Origin of the sequence: Pseudomonas sp. PS02303 (assembly GCF_029959925.1) — a bacterium.
Classification (GTDB): Bacteria; Pseudomonadota; Gammaproteobacteria; order Pseudomonadales; family Pseudomonadaceae; genus Aquipseudomonas; species Aquipseudomonas mandelii.
In genome coordinates this window covers 1-20,907 of the sequence record NZ_JASCOM010000056.1, presented here as the reverse complement: position 1 = coordinate 20,907, position 20,907 = coordinate 1, and the positions used below count along the sequence as shown (strand labels likewise).

The following is a 20,907-nucleotide window of genomic DNA, read 5'->3' as shown; positions in this document are numbered from 1 at the left end:
GTTCCCAATCATGCCGTGCGGCGCAGTATCAGCAGATGGCGTTGGCCTTGGCAACCAGGTACGGCCAGGGCGTGTTCGCTATCGAGGTGGAAGTCTGCCGGCAATGCTACCAGCTCATCAGCCGGATGAACGCCCTTCATTGCCAGCCAGCGTGTATCGGCATCGCCCAAGTGGCGAGTCCAGTTGCTGAAGTTTTCCATGCTGCTGAACGCCCGGGAGATGATCCCGTTGAATGGCTGGGCAGGCTGGAAAGCTTCGACACGACTGTGGATAACTTGCAGGTTGTCCAGTTTGAGTTCGAGTTTGACCTGGGTCAGGAAGCGGGTTTTCTTGCCGTTGCTGTCCAAACAGGTCACTTGCGACTCTGGAAACAGGATGGCCAACGGAATACCCGGCATGCCGCCGCCGCTGCCAACGTCCAGCCAGCGACCATTCTCGACAAACGACATCACGCTCAAACTATCGAGCAGATGACGGGAGACCATTTCGTCCGGATCGCGCACGGCAGTCAGGTTGTAAGCCTTGTTCCATTTGATCAACAGGGCCAGGTAGGCCAGCAGCTGCGCATGCTGGGCTTCTGTCAGCGTGACACCGAGCTGGCGAGCGCCTGTGGATAACTCTTCGGCATGTTGCGAGGTGACCAACGAACTCAAGCGCTTTGCTCCAACTGACGGCCCGCGCCGCGTTTTTTCAAATGAATCATCAACAGCGAAATCGCTGCCGGCGTGACACCCGGGATACGTGACGCCTGGCCCAAAGTCTCTGGACGGGTCGCGCCGAGCTTGCTCTGGATCTCTTTTGAGAGACCGGAAATGTTTGTGTAATCGATATCCACAGGCAGTTTTGTATCTTCACTGGCCCGCAGACGAGCGATTTCATCCTGCTGGCGATCGATGTAGCCGGCGTACTTGGTCTTGATTTCGACCTGCTCGGCGACTTGTGGATCTTCCGCGCCACCACCGGTCACGGCGATCAGACCAGCGTAGTCGATTTCCGGACGGCTCAGCAGGTTGAGCAAATTGTATTCGTGAGTCAGCGGCGTACCGAACTTCTCGGAAATCGCATCGCCCTGCTCAGTGCCCGGGCGGACCCAGGTACTTTTCAGGCGCTGTTCTTCAAGGTCGATGCTTTCGCGTTTCTTGCAGAAGGCCGCCCAACGCGCGTCATCCACCAGACCCAGCTCGCGACCTTTTTCGGTCAGACGCAGGTCGGCGTTGTCTTCACGCAGGATCAGGCGGTACTCGGCACGGGACGTAAACATCCGGTACGGCTCTTGAGTACCGAGAGTAATCAGGTCGTCGACCAACACCCCGATGTAGGCCTCGTCGCGACGCGGGCACCAGGCATCTTTGCCCTGCGCACGCAGAGCCGCGTTGGCGCCAGCCAGCAAACCCTGGGCGCCGGCTTCTTCGTAACCAGTGGTGCCGTTGATTTGCCCGGCGAAAAACAGACCGCCGATGACTTTGGTTTCGAGGCTGTACTTCAGGTCACGCGGGTCGAAGTAGTCGTACTCGATGGCGTAGCCAGGACGAACAATGTGCGCGTTTTCCATGCCGCGGATCGATTGCACGATCTGCAGTTGCACGTCGAACGGCAAGGAGGTGGATATCCCGTTCGGGTACAGCTCGTGCGTAGTCAAACCTTCCGGCTCGATGAAGACCTGGTGGCTTTCCTTGTCGGCAAAGCGGTGGATCTTGTCTTCGATCGACGGGCAATACCGCGGGCCGATGCCTTCGATCAGCCCTGCATCGGAATACATCGGAGAACGATCGAGGTTGGCGGCAATGATTTCGTGGGTGCGAGCGTTGGTGTGGGTAATCCAGCAGCTCACCTGTTTCGGATGTTGCTCTTTGGAACCCATGAAGGACATCACCGGGATCGGTGTATCGCCTGCTTGCTCGGTCATCACCGAGAAATCCACAGAGCGACCGTCGATCCGCGGTGGCGTACCGGTTTTCAGGCGACCGACTCGCAGCGGCAATTCACGCAGACGATGAGCCAGGGCGATCGATGGCGGATCGCCGGCACGGCCACCGGAGTAATTCTGCAAGCCGATGTGGATAAGTCCACCGAGGAAGGTGCCAGTGGTCAACACCACGGAATCGGCGAAGAAACGCAGACCCATCTGGGTGACAACACCGCGCACTTGTTCCTGCTCGACGATCAGGTCATCAGCAGCTTGTTGAAATATCCACAGGTTCGGCTGGTTTTCCAAAGCTTCGCGGACAGCGGCCTTGTACAGAACCCGGTCTGCCTGAGCGCGAGTCGCTCGTACGGCCGGGCCTTTGCGGCTGTTCAACACGCGAAATTGAATACCACCTTTGTCGGTAGCCATGGCCATCGCGCCGCCGAGGGCATCGATTTCTTTCACCAGATGGCTTTTACCGATCCCACCGATGGCGGGGTTGCAACTCATGGCACCGAGGGTTTCCACGTTATGCGTCAACAACAGGGTTTTTGCACCCATACGTGCTGAGGCCAGTGCTGCCTCGGTACCGGCATGACCGCCGCCGATGACGATCACTTCAAAACGGGAAGGGAAATCCACCACGCACCTCGTGCCTGCTTCAGTTAGGTAATCAGGAATAGTTTGAGCTCAGGTTTCTGGACCTGGTCGACAAGTATAGGGACTTCGCCCTTCCTAAAGAACCCTTTGCACAAAATTTAACCAGCTGTGGAGAAGTCGGGGTTATAGAAATTAAAAAGAGAGAAATTTATTAAATCTTTGTTTTTATGTTTATTTCTACTGAGCCACATTTCTGTGGATAGATCGCTACAAGCCTTTATATTCAATATGTACAGCGATTCAAAACCCTGTGGTCATGTACCAAGGAGGCCCTTGGATAACCGGTTTAAGCCTGTGGATGAAAGGGATGGTTATCCACAGGGGCGGTTATCTTCAGTTTTCACGCCCTGTTATCAACTGCCCTTAGTGGCACTTACTCACAGGGCTTAATCCACAGATAAATGCTGATCGAGCAAATTCCGGACACGGAAAATCCGCTCAAGCAGAAAGAATCTACTCGGCACTGGAGGAAATTTAAGGCAAGGGAGGGAACAGACAGGCGCGAACGGCCTGTCTGTGAATATCGGAAGGACTATTTACCGATGCAGAAGCTGGAAAAAATACGTCCCAGCAGATCATCCGAGCTGAATGCGCCGGTGATCTCACCCAAAGAGTGCTGAGCCTGGCGCAAATCTTCCGCCAGCAGCTCGCCAGCACCCGCCAGAGTCAACTGCGCACGGCCATGCTCAAGGGATGCGCTGGCGTGTCGCAACGCATCAAGGTGACGCCTGCGTGCACTGAAGCTGCTTTCCGAAGTCTGCTCGTAACCCATGCAGGCCTTGAGATGTTCGCGTAGCAATTCCAGCCCCATACCGCCAGATTTGGCACTAAGACTGATGGTGACGTGGCCATCGTCACTGACTTCCAGGGCAATCGCTTCTCCCGTCAGGTCAGCCTTATTACGGATCAGCGTAACTTTTGCCGGATCCGGGCGGATTTCAAGGAACTCCGGCCATAACGCAAACGGATCAAGTGCCTCAGGAGCGGTCGCATCGACCACCAGCAACACCCGATCTGCTTCGCCGATGGCTTTCAACGCCCGCTCGACGCCGATTTTTTCCACCTGGTCATCGGTATCCCGCAGACCGGCGGTGTCGACCACGTGCAACGGCATGCCATCGATGTGGATATGTTCGCGAAGAATATCCCGGGTGGTGCCGGCAATCTCGGTCACGATCGCGGCTTCTCGACCGGCCAAGGCATTCAGCAGGCTGGACTTGCCGGCATTTGGCCGGCCGGCAATGACCACGGTCATCCCGTCGCGAAGCAAAGCACCTTGCCCGGCTTCACGAAGCACTGTGGATAATTCATCGCGCACTTTGTCGAGCATGGCCAGTACGTGGCCGTCGGCCAGGAAGTCGATTTCTTCCTCCGGGAAATCGATCGCAGCCTCGACGTAGATGCGCAGGCCGATTAACTGCTCGGTGAGGTTATGCACACGCAGGGAGAAAGCGCCTTGCAACGAACGCAGTGCATTTCGCGCAGCCTGTGCAGAACTGGCCTCGATCAAGTCGGCAATGGCTTCCGCCTGGGCCAGGTCGAGCTTGTCGTTGAGGAAGGCGCGTTCACTGAATTCTCCTGGCCGAGCCAGACGACAGCCCAGTTCCAGACAACGTTTGAGCAGCATATCGAGAACAATAGGCCCGCCATGTCCCTGCAGCTCAAGCACGTCTTCGCCGGTGAAGGAGTTCGGTCCCGGGAAATACAGCGCGATGCCTTCGTCCAGCACCTCTTCGTTTTCGTTGAGAAACGGGCCGTAGTGGGCAAATCGAGGTTTCAATTCCCGACCGCTGATCGCCCTGGCAGCAATGCTCGCCAACGGCCCGGAAATACGGACGATGCCCACACCACCGCGACCTTGAGCGGTGGCGACAGCTGCGATGGTTTCCCGAGGAACGCTCATAAACCAGTACCCAGACAAAAGTGACAGATAGCAAAACGCCCCACTAGGGGGCGTTTTGAGTGGTTATCCACAGTGTAAATCAGGCAGCTGCTTTGGTAGCTGCTTCGACTTTACGAGTGATGTACCACTGTTGGGCGATGGACAGGCAGTTGTTCACAACCCAGTACAGCACCAGACCAGCCGGGAACCACAGGAAGAAGAAGGTGAAGATGATTGGCATCAGCTTCATGACCTTCGCCTGCATCGGATCCGGAGGCGTCGGGTTCAACTGCTGCTGGATAAACATGGTTGCACCCATGATGATCGGCAGAATGAAGAACGGATCCTTGATCGACAGGTCAGTAATCCACAGCATGAACGGCGCTTGGCGCATTTCAACGCTTTCCAGCAGAACCCAGTACAGCGACAGGAAAACCGGCATCTGCACGAGGATTGGCAAGCAACCACCCAGCGGATTGATCTTCTCTTTCTTGTACAGCTCCATCATGGCTTGCGACATTTTCTGCCGATCATCGCCATGTTGCTCTTTCAGCGCAGCCAGTTTCGGTGCCACTGCACGCATGCGCGCCATGGATTTGTAGCTGGCAGCCGACAGCGGGAAGAAAATCCCCTTGATCAGCATGGTCAGGAAGATGATCGACCAGCCCCAGTTACCGATCAGCGCGTGGATGTGTTGCAGCAGCCAGAAGATAGGCTGGGCAATGAACCACAGAATGCCGTAATCGACGGTCAATTCCAGACCTGGGGACAACTCTTTCAGCACAGCCTGGCTTTTTGGACCGGCGTACAGAACAGCGCTGACTTCGGCTTTAGCACCTGGTGCAACGGTCACTGCCGGAGCGGTGTAGCCGATGATGTAGTTGCCTTTGCTGTCTTTACGGGTCTGGACAAGGTTGTTTTCGCCCTTCGCCGGAATCCACGCGGTCACGAAGTAGTGTTGCAACCAGGCAACCCAACCGCCGTTAACGGTTTCTTTCAGCTGAGCCTTGTCCATGTCCTTCATCGACACTTTCTTGTACGGCTCGTTACTTGTCCACAGGGCGGCGCCCAGGTAAGTCGCGGTGCCGGTGGCAGTGCTGGAAGAAGGATCGGAGCTGGCGTCACGCTTCAGCTGGGCGAACATCGCACCCGACCAAGGCTTGGCGCTTTCGTTGTCGATCAGGTAGGAAACGGTTACGTCATACAAGCCACGTTTTACGGTGAAACGCTTGATGTAGTTGACGCCGTCCTTGCTGAACTTGAGGTCCACGACCATTTGGTCCTGACCGTCAGCCAGTTGGTAGATCTTCTTCTCGGAGGAGTAAACCGGGCGACCGGCTGGACTTGCGTCCGGACCGTCGGTGCCGATCAGACCGCTCTGGGCCAGATAAGTCCGCTCGTTGCCGTTATCGAACAACTGGAATGGAATTTCCGGATGGTCCTGGCGACGTGGATACAGCGGCAACGTCAGTTGGGCAACATCACCACCTTGTGGATCGATAGCCAGGTTGAGCACATCCGTTTTGATCTGGATGAGGTCTTTGCTTACAGCCACTGGGGTTTCAGTAGGTGCAGTTGCACTGGTATCACTTGGTGCGCGTGGAATGTCGTCACTGACAGAAGCATTATTGCCAGTCGCCGTGTCCGGTAGGCCCGGTGCGGTAGTACTGGAAGCAACATTCTGAGTCGGCAGGGCAGCCTGGCCATAGTCCTGGTTCCATTTAAGAACCATAACGTAGGACACGATTGCCAGGGCGACGATCAGGATCGTGCGTTTGATATCCATGATTACTCGGCCATCGAAGAAGAACGGGAGGTAGGGATAGGTGGAACCGGGTCATAACCACCGGGATTCCACGGATGACAGCGACCTAAACGACGAAAGGTCAGCCAGCCACCGCGCAGAAGGCCATGATTTTCTATGGCTTCATACGCGTAGCAGGAACAACTGGGGTAGAAACGACAGTGACTGGCCATCAGAGGACTAATGGCATAGCGATAAAACTGGATCGGAACGAGTGCCAGTTTACGCATCGGGACTGTCTACCCCTACAGTTTCGGTTTTGACTGCTGGTACCGGCTTGCTACGTGCCAGACGCTTCCAGAGCTTGCCGAAATGCTGAATCAATTCGGGGTTTTCTACGTCACCCAAACCTTTGCGCGCGACGATAACGATGTCCCAACCGACCAGTGAATCCTGGTTCAGGCGAAACGATTCGCGCATCAGACGTTTGAGGCGATTGCGCTCGACGGAGAGCTTTACGCTCTTTTTCCCGATAACCAACCCGAGACGGGGGTGATCAAGATCGTTGTTGCGCGCAAGGAGCAGGAGATTTTTCCCCGGAACCTTGCCGGTAGGGGAGTCAAAGACTGCCTTGAAATGCCGGGGAGTAAGCAGACGCTTTTCCCGACTGAAGTCCTGACTCACCTCCAGTGCCGGATTATCAAACTGCCAGACGCGCACGACCTTTGGCGCGACGACGCGACAGGACGGCACGACCGTTCTTGGTAGCCATGCGAGCACGGAAACCGTGGGTACGAGCGCGTTTGATAGTGCTTGGTTGGAAAGTACGTTTCATTGTCGTGTTACCTGGTTCGTCCACAACGGGCCGGAATGGCCCCCGTTTTAAGAGACCGGGGATTCTAGAGAAAGCAAGCCTCTAGGTCAATTTCCAACCAGCGTTTCCTTATAAATAGATCTCCAGGCCTTTTCTCGTCCGCACGCCTTCGCTAGATATAGAAATAAAGAAGGAAGTTATTTAAAGCTTTTTTGTAAAGCTTATAAAAGCTAGGGAGGCGATCTTCTGTGGATAACTACCTTTAGCCCTTCTATCCCGTGCTGTACAGAGAATGACAACTACGGTGGAAAATAGGGGGCAGCCTGTGCTGCACTGTCGGATAAGCTGTGGGTGGAATGGCCAGTTATCCACAGGCGGGTTATCCACCGAGTTTCACCCCCACTTGTCCAGTGCCCTCATGGGCGGTTATCCACAGAGCTTATGCACATACCATTGGTCGCCTTTTTGGCGGTTAACGCGTTGATAATTCATGGCCTGTGCGCAACCTGCATGTGGATAAGTGGGCGTCTGGCCGCTACAATGGCCGCTTGTTTTTGCCTCACCGGCTTTCAACTTAGGGGATATCCGTGTCAGTGGAACTTTGGCAGCAGTGCGTGGAGCTTTTGCGCGATGAGCTGCCTGCCCAACAATTCAACACTTGGATCCGTCCACTACAGGTCGAAGCCGAAGGCGACGAGTTGCGTGTCTACGCACCGAATCGTTTTGTTCTCGACTGGGTCAACGAAAAGTACCTGGGCCGCGTCCTTGAACTGCTGGATGAGCATGGCAATGGCATCGCGCCCGCGCTCTCCTTATTAATAGGCAGCAAACGCAGTTCGGCACCGCGTGCGGCACCAAATGCACCGTTGGCCGCCGCTGCTTCCCAGGCTCAGGCCGCTCAAGCGCCTGTCAGCGCTCCAGCGCCAGCCCCGGCGACCGCACCGACCAAGCGTGCGACGCAAAAAGTGGCGGAGGTCAGTGAAGAGCCGTCACGCGACAGCTTCGACCCGATGGCCGGCGCCAGCTCGCAACAGGCTCCTATTCGGTCAGAGCAGCGCACGGTGCAAGTCGAAGGCGCGCTCAAGCACACCAGTTACCTGAACCGCACGTTCACCTTCGAAAACTTTGTCGAGGGTAAGTCCAACCAGCTGGCCCGGGCTGCGGCCTGGCAGGTCGCGGATAACCCCAAGCACGGTTACAACCCGCTCTTCCTTTATGGCGGCGTCGGCTTGGGTAAGACTCACTTGATGCATGCTGTGGGTAACCATCTATTAAAGAAGAACCCGAATGCCAAGGTCGTGTACCTGCACTCGGAGCGATTCGTCGCCGACATGGTCAAGGCCCTGCAGCTGAACGCGATCAACGAGTTCAAACGCTTCTACCGTTCGGTGGATGCGCTGCTGATCGATGACATTCAGTTCTTCGCTCGCAAAGAGCGGTCCCAGGAAGAGTTTTTCCACACCTTCAACGCCCTGCTTGAAGGTGGCCAGCAGGTCATTCTTACCAGTGACCGCTACCCGAAAGAAATCGAAGGCCTTGAAGAGCGCCTTAAATCCCGCTTCGGCTGGGGCCTGACGGTCGCCGTCGAGCCGCCGGAGCTGGAAACCCGCGTCGCGATCCTGATGAAAAAGGCTGACCAGGCCAAAGTCGATCTGCCACACGATGCGGCGTTCTTTATTGCCCAGCGTATCCGCTCCAACGTCCGTGAGCTGGAAGGCGCGCTTAAACGCGTGATCGCACACTCGCACTTCATGGGCCGCGACATCACCATCGAGTTGATTCGCGAATCCCTGAAAGACCTGTTGGCGCTGCAAGACAAACTGGTCTCTGTGGATAACATTCAGCGCACGGTCGCCGAGTACTACAAGATCAAGATTTCCGATCTGCTGTCCAAGCGTCGTTCTCGCTCGGTCGCACGTCCGCGTCAGGTTGCAATGGCGTTGTCCAAAGAGTTGACTAACCACAGCCTGCCCGAAATCGGCGATGTGTTTGGTGGCCGCGACCATACGACCGTTTTGCACGCCTGCCGCAAGATCAACGAACTTAAGGAATCCGACGCGGACATCCGCGAGGACTACAAGAACCTGCTGCGTACACTGACTACTTGATGAACACCAGCGCAGCTTATTAAGGCAAGGGACTAGACCATGCATTTCACCATTCAACGCGAAGCCCTGTTGAAACCCCTGCAACTGGTCGCAGGCGTCGTCGAGCGCCGACAGACCTTGCCGGTGCTCTCCAACGTGCTGCTGGTTGTCGAAGGCCAGCAACTGTCGCTGACCGGTACCGACCTGGAAGTCGAGCTGGTCGGTCGTGTGCAACTCGAAGAGCCTGCGGACCCGGGTTCCATCACTGTGCCTGCGCGCAAGCTGATGGACATCTGCAAGAGCTTGCCGAACGATGCGCTGATCGACATTAAGGTCGATGAGCAGAAGCTCGTCGTGAAGGCCGGTCGTAGCCGCTTCACCCTGTCGACCCTGCCGGCCAACGATTTCCCTACGGTCGAAGAAGGCCCTGGCTCGCTGACTTGCAGCCTGGAGCAGAGCAAGCTGCGTCGTTTGATCGAACGCACCAGCTTCGCCATGGCCCAGCAGGACGTGCGTTATTACCTGAACGGCATGCTGCTGGAAGTGTCCGAAGGCATCATCCGCGCCGTGGCCACCGACGGTCACCGTCTGGCGATGTGCTCGATGAAGGCCGATATCGGTCAGCCGGATCGCCATCAGGTCATCGTGCCGCGCAAAGGTATCCTTGAACTCGCGCGCTTGCTGACCGAGCCGGACGGCATCGTCAGCATCGTGCTGGGTCAACACCACATCCGCGCGACCACCGGCGAGTTCACCTTCACTTCGAAACTGGTCGACGGTAAATTCCCTGATTACGAGCGCGTTCTGCCAAAAGGCGGCGACAAGCTGGTACTCGGTGATCGCCAAGCCCTGCGTGAAGCATTCAGCCGCACTGCGATCCTGTCCAACGAGAAGTACCGCGGTATCCGACTGCAATTGGCCAACGGCCAGCTGAAAATTCAGGCGAACAACCCGGAGCAGGAAGAAGCTGAAGAAGAAGTCGGCGTCGAGTACAACGGCGGCAATCTGGAAATCGGCTTCAACGTGAGCTACCTGCTCGACGTGCTGGGCGTGATGACCACCGAGCAGGTTCGCCTGATCCTGTCCGACTCGAACAGCAGTGCGCTGGTGCAAGAGTCCGACAACGATGACTCGGCCTACGTTGTCATGCCGATGCGTCTGTAATCATGCTCAGCAGAAGCTAGATGTCTTTAAGTCGCGTCTCGGTCACCGCGGTGCGTAATCTGCACCCGGTGACCTTCTCCCCCTCCCCCCGAATCAATATTCTTTACGGCGCCAACGGCAGCGGCAAAACCAGTGTTCTGGAAGCCATTCACCTGCTGGGGCTTGCCCGTTCGTTTCGTAGCACCCGATTGTTGCCCGTCATTCAGTACGAGCAATTGGCATGCACCGTATTTGGGCAGGTTGAATTGGCCGAGGGTGGCCATAGCGCGTTGGGGATATCTCGAGACAGGCAGGGCGAGTTTCAGATTCGCATCGACGGCCAGAATGCTCGCAGTGCGGCGCAACTGGCGGAGATCCTGCCGCTTCAGTTGATTAACCCGGACAGCTTCCGCTTGCTGGAAGGCGCACCGAAGATTCGTCGGCAGTTTCTCGACTGGGGTGTGTTCCACGTGGAACCGCGATTCATGTCCACCTGGCAGCGCTTGCAGAAGGCCCTGCGCCAGAGAAACTCTTGGCTGCGGCATGGTACACTTGACGCCGTTTCGCAAGCGGTTTGGGACAGGGAACTGTGCCAGGCCAGCGCTGAAATAGATGAATACCGCCGCGCTTACATCAAAGCCTTGAAACCAGTCTTTGAACAGACCTTGAGCGAACTGGTTGAGCTCGAGGGTTTGACGCTCAGCTATTACCGCGGTTGGGACAAGGACCGGGAGTTGAGTGCTGTGCTCGCCGGGTCCCTTCAGCGGGATCAGCAAATGGGTCATACCCAAGCCGGACCACAACGTGCTGATTTGCGCCTTAGGTTGGGTGCACATAACGCCGCGGACATCTTGTCCCGTGGTCAGCAGAAGTTGGTGGTCTGTGCATTGCGGATTGCCCAGGGGCACCTGGTAAGCCAGGCCCGACGCGGCCAGTGTATTTATCTGGTGGATGACCTGCCGTCCGAACTGGACGAGCACCACCGTCGCGCGCTTTGCCGCTTGCTGGAAGACTTACGCTGCCAGGTGTTTATCACCTGTGTAGATCACGAATTATTGAGGGACGGCTGGCAGACGGAAACGCCAGTCGCTCTGTTCCACGTGGAACAGGGCCGTATCACCCAGACCCACGACCATCGGGAGTGAAGGCATTGAGCGAAGAAAATACGAATACCTACGACTCAACGAGCATTAAGGTGCTGAAAGGCCTGGATGCCGTCCGTAAACGTCCTGGTATGTACATTGGTGACACCGACGATGGCAGCGGTCTGCACCACATGGTCTTCGAGGTAGTCGACAACTCCATCGATGAAGCGCTCGCTGGCCACTGTGACGACATCAGCATCATTATCCACCCGGATGAATCCATCACCGTTCGCGACAACGGTCGTGGCATCCCGGTAGACGTGCACAAAGAAGAAGGCGTTTCGGCAGCCGAGGTCATCATGACCGTGCTGCACGCCGGCGGTAAGTTCGACGACAACTCCTACAAAGTATCCGGCGGTCTGCACGGTGTAGGTGTTTCGGTGGTCAACGCCCTGTCCGAAGAGCTGGTCCTGACCGTTCGCCGCAGCGGCAAGATTTGGGAACAGACGTACATTCACGGCGTTCCGAAAGAGCCGATGAAAATTGTTGGTGAGAGCGAAACCACCGGCACCCAGATCCACTTCAAACCGTCCGATCTGACCTTCAAGAATATCCACTTCAGCTGGGACATCCTGGCCAAGCGGATTCGTGAACTGTCCTTCCTCAACTCCGGTGTCGGTATCGTCCTCAAGGATGAGCGCAGCGGCAAGGAAGAGCTGTTCAAGTATGAAGGTGGCCTGCGTGCGTTCGTTGAATACCTGAACACCAACAAGACTCCGGTCAACCAGGTGTTCCACTTCAACATCCAGCGCGAAGACGGCATCGGCGTGGAAATCGCCCTGCAGTGGAACGACAGCTTCAACGAGAACCTGTTGTGCTTCACCAACAACATTCCACAGCGCGATGGCGGTACTCACTTGGTGGGTTTCCGCTCCGCACTGACGCGTAACTTGAACACCTACATCGAAGCGGAAGGTCTGGCGAAGAAGCACAAGGTCGCGACCACCGGTGACGATGCCCGTGAAGGCTTGACCGCAATCATTTCGGTGAAAGTCCCGGATCCGAAGTTCAGCTCCCAGACCAAAGACAAGCTGGTGTCTTCCGAAGTGAAGACCGCGGTCGAACAGGAAATGGGCAAGTACTTCTCCGACTTCCTGCTGGAAAACCCGAACGAAGCCAAATTGGTCGTCGGCAAGATGATCGACGCGGCTCGCGCTCGTGAAGCGGCGCGTAAAGCCCGTGAGATGACCCGTCGCAAAGGCGCGCTGGATATCGCCGGCCTGCCGGGCAAACTGGCTGACTGCCAGGAAAAAGACCCTGCCCTGTCAGAACTGTACCTCGTGGAAGGTGACTCTGCTGGCGGCTCCGCCAAGCAGGGTCGCAACCGCCGGACCCAGGCCATCCTGCCGTTGAAAGGCAAGATCCTGAACGTCGAGAAGGCGCGCTTCGACAAGATGATCTCTTCGCAAGAAGTGGGCACCTTGATCACCGCGCTGGGCTGCGGCATCGGCCGCGACGAGTACAACATCGCCAAGCTGCGTTACCACAACATCATCATCATGACCGATGCTGACGTCGACGGTTCGCACATCCGTACCCTGCTGCTGACCTTCTTCTTCCGTCAGTTGCCGGAACTGATCGAGCGCGGCTACATCTATATCGCTCAGCCGCCGCTGTACAAGGTCAAGAAAGGCAAGCAAGAGCAGTACATCAAAGACGACGACGCCATGGAAGAGTACATGACGCAGTCGGCCCTGGAAGACGCGAGCCTGCACCTGAACGAGGATGCTCCGGGTATTTCCGGACCTGCCCTTGAGCGTCTCGTGAACGACTTCCGTCTGGTAATGAAGACTCTCAAGCGTCTGTCGCGACTGTACCCACAGGAACTGACCGAGCACTTCATCTATCTGCCTGCTGTCAGTCTGGAGCAATTGTCTGATCACGCAGCGATGCAGAATTGGATGGCCCAGTACGAAGTCCGTCTGCGCACTGTCGAGAAGTCTGGCCTGGTCTACAAAGCCAGCCTGCGTGAAGACCGTGAACGTAACGTCTGGCTGCCAGAGGTCGAACTGATCTCCCACGGCTTGTCGAACTACGTCACCTTCAACCGCGACTTCTTCGGCAGCAACGATTACAAAACCGTTGTATCCCTGGGCGCTCAACTGAGCACCTTGCTGGACGACGGTGCGTACATCCAGCGTGGCGAGCGCAAAAAGCCGGTCACCGAGTTCAAGGAAGCCCTTGAATGGCTGATGGCTGAAAGCACCAAGCGTCACACCATCCAGCGATACAAAGGTCTGGGCGAAATGAACCCGGATCAGCTGTGGGAAACCACCATGGACCCAAGCCAGCGCCGGATGCTCAAAGTGACCATCGAAGACGCCATTGGCGCAGACCAGATCTTCAACACCCTGATGGGTGATGCGGTCGAACCTCGTCGTGACTTCATCGAAAGCAACGCCTTGGCGGTGTCTAACCTGGATTTCTAATCCAGCAGCTGACTGCTAATTGAAAAAGGCCAACGCTCAGCGTTGGCCTTTTTTTATACCTTCAAAGATGATCGCAGAGCCAAACACATCGCAAATCGCAGGCATAAAAAAACCGGCTATATCAGCCGGTTTTTTTGCGCCCGAAAAAAACTTATGCACCATTTCCGGAGTTTTATGAGTTTAAGAAATATATATATAAATCATAAAGATACGATCACAAAACGTTAATTTTCGGTAAAACGGTACACAGGTTATCCACAGAATCTCAGACAGCCACTTGATCGTTGGCCGAGGGGGCAGCTGGGGCGGCTGGCAGCGAACCCATTTCCCGCTGCATCTGTTCGTTCCAGCTCTGCACACGGTCATTCAGATCGGCAATGGCGCGCGGCCCACTGCCCACGGCGTACATCGGCTCGCCAATGATCACGGTGATGACGCCCTGCTTCTTCGCCCAACCGGTTTTCGGCCAGAACTTGCCGGCATTGTGCGCAATCGGCAGGACTGGAAGTGCGGCATTGACCGCCAATGCGGTGCCACCGCGTGAGAACTTGCCGATGGTGCCATAAGGAACGCGAGTCCCTTCGGGGAAGATCAGCACCCAGACGCCATCCTTCAGCAATTCATGTCCCTTCTTCGCCACATGCTTGAGCGCAGCTTTCGGATTGTCGCGGTCGATAGCGATCGGTCGCAACATGGCCATGGCCCAGCCGAAGAATGGCACGAACAGCAATGAGCGCTTGAGCACTTGGCTCAATGGCTCGAAGTAGGCAGAGAGAAAGAAGGTCTCCCAGGTGCTCTGGTGGTTCGACTGAATCACGCAGGGCTGGTCAGGCACGTTCTCGGCGCCCCTTACTTCGTAGCTGATGCCCAGAAAGACTTTGCTCAGCCACAAGGCGCAACGGCACCAGTACACATTGATGAAGCGATACCGCGCCTTGAACGGCAGAAACGGCGCGATTAAAAAGCTCAGGCTGCACCAAAGCAAGGAGCTGGTGCCCAGCAGCAGGTAAAAGAGGAAGGTTCTGATGGCCTGCAGTATCGACATGGCGACATTTACCGTTGCGGGCACTGCCCGCCTATTCAAGCGCACTCCCGATCAATCCTTGGTCAGGAACAATCGAAGCACTCTAATTGTGGATAAGTTCTGCGGCAATCGCCGCAAGATCGTCAAAAATCAAGGTGCCCACCGGCAGGGTCTTGCCCAGAGTCTTTTCGCCTTTCCCGGTCTTTACCAAAACTGGCTGAGAGTCGACGGCTTTGGCGGCTTCCAGGTCACCAAGGGTATCGCCGACGAACCATAGATGAGTCAGCGATACGTTGTAATGAGCGGCGATGGTTTTCAACATCCCGGGTTTTGGCTTGCGGCAATCGCAGCCGTCGTCCGGCCCGTGCGGGCAGTAGACAATCAGCCCGACCTCGCCGCCCTGCTCCGCCACCAACGAACGCAAGCGCTCGTGCATAGCGTCCAGGGTAGCGATGTCGTAATAGCCGCGAGCGATGCCCGACTGGTTGGTAGCCACCGCCACCGTCCAGCCGGCCTTGCTCAACTGCGCGATGGCTTCGATCGAACCGGGGAGCGGAATCCACTCCTCCACCGACTTGATGTAAGCGTCGGAGTCGTAATTGATCACCCCGTCCCGATCGAGAATCAGCAGTTTCAACAGCAGTCCCTCAGCCCAGCATCGAAATGTCGGCAACGCCGAGGAACAGTCCACGCAGGCGCGCCAGCAATGCGTAACGGTTGGCGCGGACCTTGGCGTCTTCAGCGTTGACCATCACGGCCTCGAAGAACGCATCCACCGGCTCGCGCAAGGCAGCCAGACGGGCCAGCGATTCGCTGTACTGACGGGCAGCGGCCATCGGCTGTACAGCCTGGTCAGCCTGCTGGATCGCCGAGTACAGGGAGAACTCGTTGGCGTTGTCGAAGTACTTGGCTTCCACGACCGAAGGAATGGAGCCATCGACCTTGCTCAGCAAGTTCGAAACGCGTTTGTTCACTGCGGCCAGGGCTGCGGCTTCCGGCAATTTGCGGAACGCTTCCACGGCTTGTACGCGCTGATCGAAGTCCAGCGCCGAACCCGGCTTCAGGGCACGGACCGACAGGTAAGTCCCGACATCCACGCCTTCGTCTTCGTAACGGGCACGCAGACGGTCGAAGATGAATTCCAGCACCGAATCGTTGAGGCCGGCAGCCTTGACCTTGGTACCGAACGCATTCACGGCGAATGCCACGGCGTCGTTCAGGTCGAGATCGAGCTTCTTGTCGATCAGGATGCGCAACACGCCGAGTGCAGCACGACGCAGGGCGTACGGGTCTTTGCTGCCGGTTGGCAGCATGCCGATGCCGAAGATACCGACCAGGGTATCGAGCTTGTCGGCGATGGCCACGGCCGCACCGGTCAGGGTGGTCGGGAGTTCAGCACCGGCACCGCGCGGCATGTACTGCTCGTTCAGGGCCAGTGCGACTTCTTCCGGCTCGCCGTCGTTGAGGGCGTAGTAGTAACCGGCGACGCCTTGCATCTCCGGGAACTCACCGACCATCTCGGTCGCCAGATCGCACTTGGACAGCAGGCCGGCACGGGAAGCCCAGGCTGCGTTGCCGCCAATGCGTTGCGCGATGAACGCGGCCAGTTTGGAAACGCGCTCGGCCTTGTCGTAGACGCTGCCGAGTTTTTCCTGGAACACCACGTTCTGCAGGCGCAGGTTGAAGTCTTCGAGTTTCTGCTTCTTGTCTTGCTTGAAGAAGAACTCGGCGTCGGTCAGGCGTGGACGAACCACTTTCTCGTTACCGGCGATGATCTGTTGCGGGTCTTTGCTTTCGATGTTGGCCACAGTGATGAAACGTGGCAGCAACTTGCCGTCGGCATCCAGCAGGCAGAAGTACTTCTGGTTGTCCTGCATGGTGGTGATCAGGGCTTCTTGTGGCACGTCGAGGAAACGTTCCTCGAACGAGCACACCAGCGGCACCGGCCATTCGACCAGCGCGGTCACTTCGTCGAGCAAGGCTGGAGGAACGATGGCAGTACCTTCCTGCATCGTCGCCAGCTCTTCGGTGCGTTTGCTGATCAGCTCGCGACGCTCGTTGGCATCGGCCAGTACGTAGGCGGCACGCAGGTCGCTCAGGTAATTGGCCGGCGAAGTGATACGCACGCTTTCCGGGTGATGGAAGCGGTGACCACGGGAATCACGACCGGACTTCTGGGCGAGGATCGTGCAATCGATGACCTGGTCACCGAGCAGCATTACCAGCCATTGGGTCGGACGAACGAATTCTTCCTTGCGAGCACCCCAGCGCATGCGCTTGGGGATCGGCAGGTCGTTCAGCGAATCTTCAACGATGGTCGGCAGCAGGCTCGCAGTCGGCTTGCCGGCGATGCTTTGGCTGTAACGCAGTTTCGGGCCGCTTTGATCGATTTCGCTCAGGTCGACGCCGCATTTCTTGGCGAAGCCCAGTGCTGCTTGAGTCGGGTTGCCTTCGGCATCGAACGCGGCCTGACGTGGCGGGCCGTCGAGGTTGATGCTGCGATCCGGCTGCTGAGTCGCCAGCGAGGTGATCAGCACAGCCAGACGACGTGGTGCGGCGTAGACGGTTTTGGTCTCGTAGTTCAGGCCCGCGGCTTGCAAGCCCTTGTCGATACCGGCCAGGAACGCGTCGGCCAGGGTGTTCAGGGCTTTGGGTGGCAGTTCTTCGGTGCCCAGTTCAACCAGAAAATCTTGAGCACTCATTGTGCAGCCTCCAGCTTGGCCAGTACTTCGTCACGCAGGTCCGGGGTCGCCATCGGGAAGCCCAGCTTGGCGCGAGCCAGCAGGTAGGCTTGCGCAACGGAACGCGCCAGGGTGCGCACACGCAGGATGTATTGCTGACGCGCGGTCACCGAGATCGCCCGGCGCGCATCCAGCAGGTTGAAGGTATGGGAGGCCTTCAACACCATTTCGTAGCTCGGCAATGGCAGCGGCTGGTCGAGTTCGATCAGGCGCTTGGCTTCGCTTTCGTAGAAGTCGAACAGTTCGAACAGCTTCTCGACGTTGGCGTGTTCGAAGTTGTAGGTCGACTGCTCCACTTCGTTCTGGTGGAACACGTCGCCGTAAGTCACTTTACCGAACGGACCGTCAGCCCAGACCAGGTCGTAGACCGAGTCCACGCCTTGCAGGTACATGGCCAGACGTTCCAGACCGTAAGTGATCTCGCCGGTCACCGGGTAGCACTCGATGCCGCCCGCTTGCTGGAAGTAAGTGAACTGCGTCACTTCCATGCCGTTGAGCCAGACTTCCCAGCCCAGACCCCAGGCGCCCAGTGTCGGCGATTCCCAGTTGTCTTCGACGAAGCGGATGTCGTGGACCAACGGGTCCAGGCCGACGTGCTTGAGGGAGCCCAGGTACAGTTCCTGGAAGTTATCCGGGTTCGGCTTCAGGACTACCTGGAACTGGTAGTAGTGCTGCAGACGATTCGGGTTTTCGCCGTAGCGGCCGTCAGTCGGGCGACGACTGGGCTGCACATAAGCGGCGTTCCAGGTTTCCGGGCCAATGGCGCGCAGGAATGTAGCGGTGTGGAAAGTGCCGGCGCCTACTTCCATATCGTAGGGCTGAAGTACCACACAACCTTGCTCGGCCCAGTATTGCTGGAGGGCGAGGATCAAGTCTTGGAAGGTACGCACGGCTGGCGTAGGCTGGCTCACGAAATTCACCTGTTTCTTGGGCTGCGATTTAAAGAGCGGGAGTATACCCGATTCGGTCCTGCGCACGCCCCCTGGAGCCTTATGCCACGCTGCTTTTGGTGTTCCGAAGATCCGCTGTACATGGCTTATCACGATCAGGAGTGGGGCACGCCGCTACGCGATGCGCAGGGTTTGTTCGAGTTGCTTTTGCTCGAAGGGTTCCAGGCCGGCCTTTCCTGGATCACCGTGCTGCGAAAACGTGAGCGATATCGCGAGGTATTGTTCGGCTTCGACGTACAACGGGTGGCGCAGATGAGCGACGCGGAAATCGATGAATTGATGCTCGATCCGGGCATTATTCGCAATCGCCTCAAACTCAACGCCGCCCGACGCAACGCCCAGGCCTGGCTGGCGCTGGAGGACCCGGTAACGTTTCTCTGGTCCTTCGTCGGCGGCACGCCTGTGATCAATCATTTCAAGGATCGCACCGAAGTGCCGGCGGTCACGCCGACGGCGGTGGAGATGAGCAAAGGCTTGAAAAAGGCCGGCTTCACGTTCGTCGGTCCGACCATTTGCTACGCGATGATGCAGGCCTCGGGCATGGTCATGGACCACACGCAAGACTGCGACCGCTACGCTCAGCTCGCCAACGGCGGTTAGAATGGCCGCCTCGCGCACAGCACAAGATCAGGAGTGACCTGTGGATAAGTTTAAAGGCGCCTTGCTGGTAGGCGCTCTGCGGCTGTTTGCCCTGCTCCCGTGGCGGGCAGTGCAAGCCGTGGGCTCGGCCATTGGCTGGGTCATGTGGAAAACACCCAACCGTTCCCGCGATGTGGTGCGGATCAACCTCGCCAAGTGCTTCCCCGAAATGGACCCGGCTGAACGCGAGCGTCTGGTCGGCCAGAGTCTGAAAGACATCGGCAAGTCCCTGACCGAAAGCGCCTGCGCCTGGATCTGGCCGGCTCAGCGTTCGATCGATCTGGTGCGTGAAGTCGAAGGGCTCGATGTGTTGAAGGACGCCCTCGCCTCCGGCAAGGGCGTGGTCGGCATCACCAGCCACCTGGGTAATTGGGAAGTGTTGAACCACTTCTATTGCAACCAGTGCAAACCGATCATTTTCTACCGACCGCCGAAACTGAAAGCGGTGGATGATCTGCTGCGCAAACAGCGGGTGCAATTGGGTAACCGCGTGGCCGCTTCCACCAAGGAAGGCATCCTCAGCGTCATCAAGGAAGTGCGCAAAGGTGGTGCAGTGGGTATTCCCGCTGACCCGGAACCAGCCGAATCCGCTGGGATATTCGTACCTTTTTTCGCCACCCAGGCGCTGACCAGCAAGTTCGTACCGAACATGCTCGCCGGCGGTAAAGCGGTCGGCGTGTTCTTGCATGCCCTGCGCCTGCCGGACGGTTCAGGTTACAAGGTGATCCTGGAAGCCGCGCCCGAAGCCATGTACAGCACCGATACCGAAACGTCGTGCGCAGCCATGAGCCAGGTGGTCGAGCGGTATGTGCGGGCCTATCCGAGCCAGTACATGTGGAGCATGAAGCGCTTCAAGAAGCGGCCACCCGGTGAAGAGCGTTGGTATTGAGTTGATTGGCATGATCTGTGGATAACTTGTAGGAGCAAGGCTTGCCCGCGAAAGCGATATAGCATCCAGCATCAATGTTGAATGTAATGACCTCTTCGCGGGCAAGCCTCGCTCCCACAGGGGGCAGGTTATCCACAACGGTTCATACAAGGGCGCAAAAGATGTCCGAACACCGCAAATCGTTTCGCATCAAGATCACTCACGAAAGCTTCGGCGAATGCCTCGGTCAGACACGTAACCTGTCGGCCACGGGTGTCTACGTCAAGCATCCCGGCTTGTCGTCGTTGCCTAAAGGCGCGGTGGTTTTTGGACAGGTGCAGGGCTTGCCCACCGGTGCGCCACGCGTGCGCATGGAAGTGGTGCTGGTCGACGCCGATGGCATCGGCCTGCGTTACCTCTGATCAGTGCGCCTGACGCTCAAGCTTCTTCAGAAACACCGTCATCTCCTTCTCTGCCTGCTTGTCGCCATGCGCACGGGCGGCTTCCAGACCCTGCTCCCACGCCTGACGCGCAGCTGGAAAGTCGGCCAGTGCCAGATGGGCCTTGCCTAACAACTTCCAGGCCGCCGAATATTTCGGATCGAACTCGACGCAACGCTGAAAATGCTCGGCGGCCTTGGCGTGTTCTCCAAGATCCAGATAACCCTTGCCCAGGCCGAAGCGCAGCAATGAGTTATCCACACCCTTGGCGAGCATTTTTTCCAGGGATTCGAGCATGGGGGGTTCCTTGTTGAGGTGTGTCAGGCGTTGATCTGTTTTAGTGAGGCCGCCTTCGCGAGCAGGCTCGCTCCCACAGTTGATCTTCAGTGAACACGAATTTGGTGTGCGGCGAAAATCCCACTGTGGGAGCGAGCC

General features: G+C 57.3%; 19 protein-coding genes. 7 read left to right on the top strand and 12 right to left on the bottom strand.

What is annotated here, in order from left to right; translation table 11 throughout:
- Window positions 1-8: 8 nt before the first annotated feature.
- The 7 genes from rsmG to rpmH form a co-directional block, all read right to left on the bottom strand.
- Entirely contained in the window at window positions 9-653 is a 645-nt protein-coding gene (rsmG, locus tag QMX98_RS15175; protein ID WP_282410983.1) for a 16S rRNA (guanine(527)-N(7))-methyltransferase RsmG, read from the bottom strand.
- Window positions 650-2,548 carry a tRNA uridine-5-carboxymethylaminomethyl(34) synthesis enzyme MnmG gene (gene mnmG, locus QMX98_RS15170; RefSeq protein WP_077748851.1) on the bottom strand — a complete coding sequence of 633 codons (1,899 nt, stop codon included), beginning with the start codon at window positions 2,546-2,548 and terminating at the stop codon, window positions 650-652. Before mnmG ends, rsmG begins: the two co-directional genes overlap by 4 nt.
- A gap of 550 nt (window positions 2,549-3,098) precedes the next feature.
- Complete coding sequence (gene mnmE / locus QMX98_RS15165; protein ID WP_010465483.1) at window positions 3,099-4,469, bottom strand: tRNA uridine-5-carboxymethylaminomethyl(34) synthesis GTPase MnmE; 1,371 nt, start codon at window positions 4,467-4,469, stop codon at window positions 3,099-3,101.
- 79 nt (window positions 4,470-4,548) lie between these two features.
- Window positions 4,549-6,234, bottom strand: a complete 1,686-nt coding sequence (gene yidC, locus QMX98_RS15160; RefSeq protein ID WP_042932461.1) for a membrane protein insertase YidC — start codon at window positions 6,232-6,234, stop codon at window positions 4,549-4,551.
- A gap of 2 nt (window positions 6,235-6,236) precedes the next feature.
- Window positions 6,237-6,482: a membrane protein insertion efficiency factor YidD gene (gene yidD, locus QMX98_RS15155; RefSeq protein ID WP_010465488.1), complete on the bottom strand. Its 246-nt coding sequence runs from the start codon at window positions 6,480-6,482 to the stop codon at window positions 6,237-6,239.
- On the bottom strand, window positions 6,475-6,876 hold the full coding sequence (gene rnpA / locus QMX98_RS15150) for a ribonuclease P protein component (RefSeq protein WP_010465490.1): 402 nt from the start codon (window positions 6,874-6,876) through the stop codon (window positions 6,475-6,477). Before rnpA ends, yidD begins: the two co-directional genes overlap by 8 nt.
- 16 nt (window positions 6,877-6,892) lie before the next feature.
- On the bottom strand, window positions 6,893-7,027 hold the full coding sequence (gene rpmH, locus QMX98_RS15145; protein ID WP_003213577.1) for a 50S ribosomal protein L34: 135 nt from the start codon (window positions 7,025-7,027) through the stop codon (window positions 6,893-6,895).
- 566 nt (window positions 7,028-7,593) lie between these two features.
- On the opposite strand from rpmH, the gene dnaA reads away from it, so the two are divergent.
- The 4 genes from dnaA to gyrB are packed head-to-tail and all read left to right on the top strand — an operon-like array spanning window position 7,594 to window position 13,810.
- A complete protein-coding gene (gene dnaA, locus QMX98_RS15140) occupies window positions 7,594-9,114 on the top strand; it encodes a chromosomal replication initiator protein DnaA (protein WP_077748849.1) in 1,521 nt (506 codons plus the stop codon).
- Between the two features lie 39 nt (window positions 9,115-9,153).
- Window positions 9,154-10,257 carry a DNA polymerase III subunit beta gene (gene dnaN / locus QMX98_RS15135; RefSeq protein ID WP_008155702.1) on the top strand — a complete coding sequence of 368 codons (1,104 nt, stop codon included), beginning with the start codon at window positions 9,154-9,156 and terminating at the stop codon, window positions 10,255-10,257.
- Window positions 10,258-10,277: 20 nt separating this feature from the next.
- Complete coding sequence (gene recF / locus QMX98_RS15130) at window positions 10,278-11,381, top strand: DNA replication/repair protein RecF (protein WP_010465495.1); 1,104 nt, start codon at window positions 10,278-10,280, stop codon at window positions 11,379-11,381.
- Between the two features lie 5 nt (window positions 11,382-11,386).
- A complete protein-coding gene (gene gyrB / locus QMX98_RS15125; protein ID WP_010465497.1) occupies window positions 11,387-13,810 on the top strand; it encodes a DNA topoisomerase (ATP-hydrolyzing) subunit B in 2,424 nt (807 codons plus the stop codon).
- 265 nt (window positions 13,811-14,075) lie between these two features.
- On the opposite strand, the gene QMX98_RS15120 is transcribed toward gyrB, so the two are convergent.
- The 4 genes from QMX98_RS15120 to glyQ form a co-directional block, all read right to left on the bottom strand.
- Complete coding sequence (locus QMX98_RS15120) at window positions 14,076-14,855, bottom strand: lysophospholipid acyltransferase family protein (protein WP_010465499.1); 780 nt, start codon at window positions 14,853-14,855, stop codon at window positions 14,076-14,078.
- Window positions 14,856-14,937: 82 nt separating this feature from the next.
- Window positions 14,938-15,477, bottom strand: coding sequence for a D-glycero-beta-D-manno-heptose 1,7-bisphosphate 7-phosphatase (gmhB, locus tag QMX98_RS15115; RefSeq protein WP_167362290.1), 540 nt, complete (start codon window positions 15,475-15,477; stop codon window positions 14,938-14,940).
- A gap of 4 nt (window positions 15,478-15,481) precedes the next feature.
- A complete protein-coding gene (gene glyS, locus QMX98_RS15110; RefSeq protein WP_282410982.1) occupies window positions 15,482-17,536 on the bottom strand; it encodes a glycine--tRNA ligase subunit beta in 2,055 nt (684 codons plus the stop codon).
- Window positions 17,533-18,486 carry a glycine--tRNA ligase subunit alpha gene (glyQ, locus tag QMX98_RS15105; protein WP_003213601.1) on the bottom strand — a complete coding sequence of 318 codons (954 nt, stop codon included), beginning with the start codon at window positions 18,484-18,486 and terminating at the stop codon, window positions 17,533-17,535. The genes glyS and glyQ overlap by 4 nt, the downstream gene beginning before the upstream one ends.
- A gap of 81 nt (window positions 18,487-18,567) precedes the next feature.
- Here glyQ and tag point away from each other — a divergent pair, with 81 nt between their 5' ends.
- From tag to QMX98_RS15090, 3 genes are all read left to right on the top strand, one after another.
- Complete coding sequence (gene tag / locus QMX98_RS15100; RefSeq protein WP_077748847.1) at window positions 18,568-19,125, top strand: DNA-3-methyladenine glycosylase I; 558 nt, start codon at window positions 18,568-18,570, stop codon at window positions 19,123-19,125.
- A 40-nt stretch (window positions 19,126-19,165) separates the two neighbouring features.
- A complete protein-coding gene (locus tag QMX98_RS15095; protein ID WP_010465508.1) occupies window positions 19,166-20,053 on the top strand; it encodes a lysophospholipid acyltransferase in 888 nt (295 codons plus the stop codon).
- Between the two features lie 161 nt (window positions 20,054-20,214).
- Window positions 20,215-20,454, top strand: a complete 240-nt coding sequence (locus tag QMX98_RS15090; RefSeq protein WP_010465510.1) for a PilZ domain-containing protein — start codon at window positions 20,215-20,217, stop codon at window positions 20,452-20,454.
- Here QMX98_RS15090 and QMX98_RS15085 read toward each other — a convergent pair whose 3' ends face one another.
- Window positions 20,455-20,769, bottom strand: a complete 315-nt coding sequence (locus tag QMX98_RS15085) for a tetratricopeptide repeat protein (protein ID WP_282410981.1) — start codon at window positions 20,767-20,769, stop codon at window positions 20,455-20,457.
- Window positions 20,770-20,907 lie beyond the last annotated feature (138 nt).

Coding starts and splice junctions, on each gene's coding strand:
- rpmH (WP_003213577.1), bottom strand. CDS start 7,027: ATGAAACGTACTTTCCAACCAAGCACTATCAAACGCGCTCGTACCCAC.
- recF (WP_010465495.1), top strand. CDS start 10,278: ATGTCTTTAAGTCGCGTCTCGGTCACCGCGGTGCGTAATCTGCACCCG.
- QMX98_RS15120 (WP_010465499.1), bottom strand. CDS start 14,855: ATGTCGATACTGCAGGCCATCAGAACCTTCCTCTTTTACCTGCTGCTG.
- yidC (WP_042932461.1), bottom strand. CDS start 6,234: ATGGATATCAAACGCACGATCCTGATCGTCGCCCTGGCAATCGTGTCC.
- yidD (WP_010465488.1), bottom strand. CDS start 6,482: ATGCGTAAACTGGCACTCGTTCCGATCCAGTTTTATCGCTATGCCATT.
- QMX98_RS15090 (WP_010465510.1), top strand. CDS start 20,215: ATGTCCGAACACCGCAAATCGTTTCGCATCAAGATCACTCACGAAAGC.
- glyS (WP_282410982.1), bottom strand. CDS start 17,536: ATGAGTGCTCAAGATTTTCTGGTTGAACTGGGCACCGAAGAACTGCCA.
- mnmE (WP_010465483.1), bottom strand. CDS start 4,469: ATGAGCGTTCCTCGGGAAACCATCGCAGCTGTCGCCACCGCTCAAGGT.
- tag (WP_077748847.1), top strand. CDS start 18,568: ATGCCACGCTGCTTTTGGTGTTCCGAAGATCCGCTGTACATGGCTTAT.
- QMX98_RS15085 (WP_282410981.1), bottom strand. CDS start 20,769: ATGCTCGAATCCCTGGAAAAAATGCTCGCCAAGGGTGTGGATAACTCA.
- dnaN (WP_008155702.1), top strand. CDS start 9,154: ATGCATTTCACCATTCAACGCGAAGCCCTGTTGAAACCCCTGCAACTG.